General features: G+C 65.7%; 2 protein-coding genes and 2 pseudogenes. All 4 read left to right on the top strand.

Annotation, left to right across the window (positions count from 1 at the left end):
- Positions 1 to 126: 126 nt before the first annotated feature.
- A complete protein-coding gene (gene gshA, locus AC27IO_RS19390) occupies positions 127 to 1,422 on the top strand; it encodes a glutamate--cysteine ligase (RefSeq protein WP_272566777.1) in 1,296 nt (431 codons plus the stop codon).
- A 165-nt stretch (positions 1,423 to 1,587) separates the two neighbouring features.
- On the top strand, positions 1,588 to 3,456 hold the full coding sequence (locus AC27IO_RS19385; protein ID WP_284401544.1) for a potassium transporter Kup: 1,869 nt from the start codon (positions 1,588 to 1,590) through the stop codon (positions 3,454 to 3,456).
- A gap of 117 nt (positions 3,457 to 3,573) precedes the next feature.
- Positions 3,574 to 4,762, top strand: a pseudogene (locus AC27IO_RS19380) (benzoate/H(+) symporter BenE family transporter).
- 23 nt (positions 4,763 to 4,785) lie between these two features.
- Positions 4,786 to 5,712 (top strand): annotated as a pseudogene (gene gshB, locus AC27IO_RS19375) (glutathione synthase); the annotation flags it as partial.
- Between the last annotated feature and the right edge of the window lie 136 nt (positions 5,713 to 5,848).

The following is a 5,848-nucleotide window of genomic DNA, read 5'->3' as shown; positions in this document are numbered from 1 at the left end:
GGGGCGGCGGCCGGGCGGGCCGGGGCGGCGCGCCGGTGGCGAAAGCCGGCGGCCGGGGTTGCGAAGCCGGGGCGCGTCCCCATATCCCTACAATTCAACGCGTCTTTCGTCTTCCGAGGGCTTTTCATGGTTCCGCATCTCATCACCGCCCTCACGGGACCGATCAACGAGCTCGAACAGCGCATTCTCGATTCCATGCCCGCGATCGAGCGGTGGTTCCGCCTGGAGTGGATGGAGCACACGCCCCCGTTCTATACGTCGGTGGACATCCGCAATGCCGGCTTCAAGCTCGCTCCGGTGGACACCAACCTGTTTCCCGGCGGCTGGAACAACCTGACCACCGACATGCTGCCCCTGGCCGTGCAGGCGGCCATGGCGGCCATCGAGAAGATCTGCCCCGAGGCCCGCAACCTGCTCATCGTGCCGGAGAACCACAGCCGCAACACGTTCTACCTGGCGAACGTGATCCAGCTGCAGCGCATCTTCAACATGGCGGGGCTCAACGTGCGCGTGGGCTCCATCAGCCCCGAGATCAAGAAGCCCACCACGGTGACCCTGCCCAACGGCGACTCCGTCACGCTTGAGCCCGTGGTCCGCACCAAGGGGCGCCTGGGGCTCAAGAACTTCGACCCCTGCACCATCTTGCTCAACAACGACCTCTCGGCCGGCCCCCCGGGCATCCTGGAGGACATCCACGAGCAGTACCTGCTGCCGCCGCTGCACGCCGGCTGGAGCGTGCGCCGCAAGAGCCGCCATTTCCAGAGCTACGAGGAAGTGTCCAAGCGCTTTGGCAAGCTGCTGGGCATCGACCCGTGGCTCATCAACCCGCTGTTCAGCCGCTGCGAAGGCGTCGACTTCAACGAAGGCACGGGCATGGAGGGGCTGCGCGCCGCCGTCGATGCGCAGCTGGGCAAGGTGCGCCGCAAGTACAAGGAATACGGCATCAACGAAAAGCCCTTCGTCATCGTGAAGGCCGACAACGGCACCTACGGCATGGGCATCATGACCGTGCGCGACGCCAAGGACCTGGACGCGCTCAACCGCAAGACCCGGAACAAGATGGCCGTCATCAAGGACGGGCAGGCGGTGAGCGACGTGATCATCCAGGAAGGCGTGCTCACCCAGGAGCGGGTGCACGAGGCCGTGGCCGAGCCGGTCGTCTACATGATGGACCGCTACGTGGTCGGGGGCTTTTACCGCATGCATGCCGAGCGCGGCGTGGACGAGAACCTTAACGCCCCCGGCGCGAGCTTCGTGCCCCTGGCCTTCGAGCACAGCACGCACCTGCCCCAGCCCGGCGCCCGCCCCGGCGCCAGCGCGCCCAACCGCTTCTATATGTATGGCGTGGTGGCGCGCCTGGCGATGCTCGCCGCCAGCTACGAGCTGGAAGCCACCAACCCCGAGGCCGAGATCTACGACTGACGGCCCCGCGGCCACGCTCGGGCAGGGGAGGGGGCGGCCGTGGCCGCCTCAGTTGCTGCATTGCAACAGCCGGGCGGGGGCCGAACCATCGGGGGCGAGCCGCGCCACAATAGCGGTCCCCCAATATCGGAATCCCGGTTGGCCCCGGTGCCAGCGGGCCAGTCTGTGCAAAGTTCCAAGTCCTCGCTCGCGGCGCTCACCCTGGGCGCCATCGGCGTCGTGTATGGCGATATCGGCACCAGCGTGCTGTATGCGGTCAAGGAGGTGTTCGGCTCAGGACACGTGGCCTTCACGCCCCAGAACGTCTACGGCATCCTGTCCATCTTCTTCTGGACGCTGACCACCATCGTCTCGCTCAAATACGTGGTGCTGGTCCTGCGGGCCGACAACAACGGGGAAGGCGGGCTCATCGCCATGCTGGCGCTGGCCTCCCAGGCGGTGAAGGACAAGCCCCGGCTGCGCAGCGTGCTGCTGTGCATCGGCATCTTCGGCACCTCGCTCTTCTATGGCGACGGGGTCATCACCCCGGCCATCTCGGTGCTGTCGGCGGTCGAGGGGCTCGAAGTGGTATCGCCGCATTTCGGCAAGGCCGTCATTCCCCTCACCCTCGTCGTGCTGTTTTGCCTGTTCGCGGTGCAAAAGCGCGGCACCGGCGGCATCGGGCGCTATTTCGGGCCCATCACCCTGGTGTGGTTCCTGAGCCTGGCCGCCCTGGGCATTCCGCACATCATCGGCCACCCCGAAATCCTGGGCGCCCTGAGCCCGCACCATGCGCTGGGCTTCATCTGGAACAATCCGGGCACCAGCTTCATCGTGCTGGGCGCGGTGGTGCTGTGCGTGACCGGCGCCGAGGCGCTCTACGCCGACCTGGGCCACTTCGGCAAGAAACCCATCCGCCTGGCCTGGTTCAGCGTGGCGATGCCGGCGCTCACCATCAACTACTTCGGCCAGGGCGCGCTGCTGCTGGCCGAGCCCGAGGCGGTGAAGAACCCGTTCTACATGATGGCCCCCGACTGGGCCCTGATCCCGCTGGTCATCATGGCCACCATGGCGACCGTCATCGCCTCGCAGGCGCTCATCACCGGCGCCTTCAGCGTGACCAAGCAGGTCATCCAGCTCGGCTACCTGCCGCGCCTGAACATCCTGCACACCAGCGTGCGGGACACGGGCCAGATCTACATCCCGTTCGTCAACTGGATGCTGTTCGTCGCCATCGTGCTGGCGGTGGTCATGTTCCGCTCCAGCAGCAACCTGGCGGCGGCCTACGGCATCGCCGTCACGCTGGACATGCTCATCACCACCGTGCTCACCTTCTTCGTGATCCGGTACGGCTGGAAGTACCCGCTCGCCCTGTGCGTCGCGGCCACGGGCTCGTTCTTCGTGGTGGACCTGGCCTTCTTCAGTTCCAACCTGCTCAAGCTGTTCCAGGGCGGGTGGTTCCCGCTGCTGATCGGCGGCATCGTCTTCACCCTGATGATGACCTGGAAGCGCGGGCGCGAGCTGCTCAACGAAAAGCTGCGCGACGACTCCCTGGACCTGCGCGACTTCCTTACCGCCGTCTTCGTCAGCCCGCCCACCCGGGTGGACGGCACCGCCGTCTTCCTGACGGCCGAGACGGGCTCGGTGCCCAATGCGCTGCTGCACAACCTCAAGCACAACAAGGTGCTGCACGAGCAGAACCTGTTCGTGACCGTGCGCAGCCACGAGGTCCCCTGGATCGGGCTGGACCGGCGGCTGCAGGTCGAACCCCTGGGCGGCGACTGCTGGCAGGTGATCGTGCACTACGGCTTCAAGAACGATCCCGACCTGCCCGGCGCCCTGGCGCTGATGCGCGGGCGCGGCTGCGAGCTGGAACCCATGACCACCAGCTACTTCCTGTCGCGCGATGTCGTCATCCCCACGATCGGCAGTGGCATGGCACCGTGGCGCGAGAAGCTCTTCGCGCAGATGCACCACAACGCGAGCGGCGCCGCCGGCTTCCTGAACCTGCCGGGCAATGCGGTGGTGGAACTGGGCTCCAAGATCGAGATTTGAGAATTCATGGGCTTTTCTGCCGCATGCCGGCGGTTTGATTGCCCTTGCTGCTATTAAGTTAATAGCAATTCGACCAGATCGAGGTCGGGCCGGCGGCCGGTGACAGAATCGCGGCCCATGTCCTTCTTCAAAGACCTGAGCCTTTCGACCGCTACCGCAGGCTTCGTTTCCGTCCTGGTGGGCTTCACCAGTTCGGTGGCCATCGTGTTCCAGGCGGCCCAGGCGTTCCAGGCCACGCCGGCGCAGATCACCTCCTGGATGTGGGCCCTGGGCCTGGGGATGGGGTTGTGTTCGCTGGTGCCGTCGCTGCTGCTGCGCCAGCCCGTCATGGTGGCCTGGTCCACGCCGGGCGCGGCCGTCCTGGCCACCGCGGGGCTCGCGGGCGGGTTCAGCATGGGGGAGGCGGTCGGTGCCTTCATGGCCTGCGCGGTGCTGATCGCGCTGGCCGGCGCCACCGGCTGGTTCGAGCGCATCATGGGCCGCATTCCCATGGAAATCGCCTCGGCGCTGCTGGCCGGCGTGCTTGCCCGGTTCGGCATGCAGGCCTTTGCCTCGGCCAACACCGCCCTGCCGCTGGTGCTGCTCATGCTGGTCTGCTATCTGGTGCTGCGCCGGCTGCTGCCGCGCTATGCGGTGGTCGCGACGCTCGCGGTGGCCGTGGCTTTTTTCGGCCGGCAGCGGGCAGATGGCCTGGTCCGCCGTACACTTCGAGCTGGCCGCGCCCGTGTTCATGGCGCCGCAGTTCAGCCTGCCGGCGCTGATCAGCCTGGCGCTGCCGCTCTTCGTGGTCACCATGGCGTCGCAGAACCTGCCGGGCGTGGCGGTCATGCGCGCGACCGGCTACCGGTTGCCCGTTTCGCGTTTGGTCACCATGACCGGCCTGGCCACGCTCGTGCTCGCGCCCTTCGGGGCCTTCGCGCTCAACTTCAGCGCGATCACCGCCGCCCTGTGCATGGGTCCCGAAGCGCATGAAGACCGCACCCGCCGCTACACCGCGGCCGTCACCTGCGGGTTCCTGTACATCGTGATCGGCATCTTCGGCGCGGTCATCACCGGGTTGCTCAGCGCGTTCCCGAAGGAGCTGGTCAGCACCATCGCGGGGCTGGCGCTGCTCGGCACCATCGGCACCGGCCTGGCGTCGGCGCTCAAGGAGGATTCGCATCGGGAGGCGGCGGTTATCACCTTCCTCGTCACGCTGAGCGGTGTGGCCATTGCGGGCATCGGTTCGGCCTTCTGGGGCGTGGCGGCCGGCAGCCTCGCGCTATTTGTGCAACAGTACGGCCGCAAGCGCGCACCGGGCGCATAGCCGATCCCTTCCTTTCGCAGACCATGAACATCCTCTTCATCGCCGATCCGCTCGAACATTTCAAGATCTACAAGGACACCACCTTCGCCATGATGCGCGAGGCCCAGCGGCGCGGCCATGCGATTTCCGTGTGCCAGCCCTCGCAAATCGCGTGGCAGCGCGGCGGGCAGGTGATGGCGCGGGTGCAGGACATCGTGCTCACCGGGCAGCCCGAGGCGTGGTTTACCGTTCAGGGCCACCGCGAAGTGCCGTTGGCAGGCTTCGGTTGTGTGCTCATGCGCAAGGACCCCCCTTTCGACAGTGAGTATTTCTACGCGACCCACCTGCTGGAGCAGGCAGAAAGGGAGGGCGCACGCGTGTTCAACAAGCCCCGGGCGCTGCGCGACCATCCGGAGAAGCTGGCGATCATGGAGTTTCCGGAGTTCATCGGCCCCACGCTGGTAACGCGGGATGCGGAAGACATCCTCCGCTTCCATGCGGAACACCGGGACATCATCCTCAAGCCGCTCGACGGCATGGGGGGCATGGGCATCTTTCGCGTGAAGGAGGATGGCCTGAACCTGGGAAGCATCATCGAAACCCTCAACAAGGAGGGCTCGCAGAGCGTGATGGTGCAGAAATTCCTGCCGGAGATCGTCGATGGCGACAAACGCATCCTCATCATCGGGGGAAAGCCTGTTCCTTATTGCCTGGCGCGCATTCCCCAGGGCACGGAGGTCCGGGGCAACCTGGCGGCGGGCGGCAAGGGCGTCGCCAAGCCCTTGACGGAAAGAGACATGGAAATCGGTCAATCGCTGGGCGCTGTTCTTCAGAGCCGGGGACTGCTGCTGGCCGGCGTCGACGTGATCGGTACGTGCGTCACAGAAATCAACGTCACCAGCCCCACCTGTTTCCAGGAGATCTACGACCAAACAGGATGCGATGTGGCCGCGTTGTTCGTGGATGTCGTTGGAGGCCGGAGTGAGGGGGAGGGGTTTGATGACAATTTTTTTGTCATCTTTCTCTACGGGGGTGAGGAAAGTGTCTATACTTGCGGTTGGCAGGTGAGACGGATGACTGAGTTGTTCGGAGAGTCTGACAAGAAAA

This window comes from Acidovorax sp. KNOB132, assembly GCF_057541515.1.
Note: the sequence above shows the minus strand (reverse complement) of the source record. Positions and strands in the feature narration are given on the sequence as shown.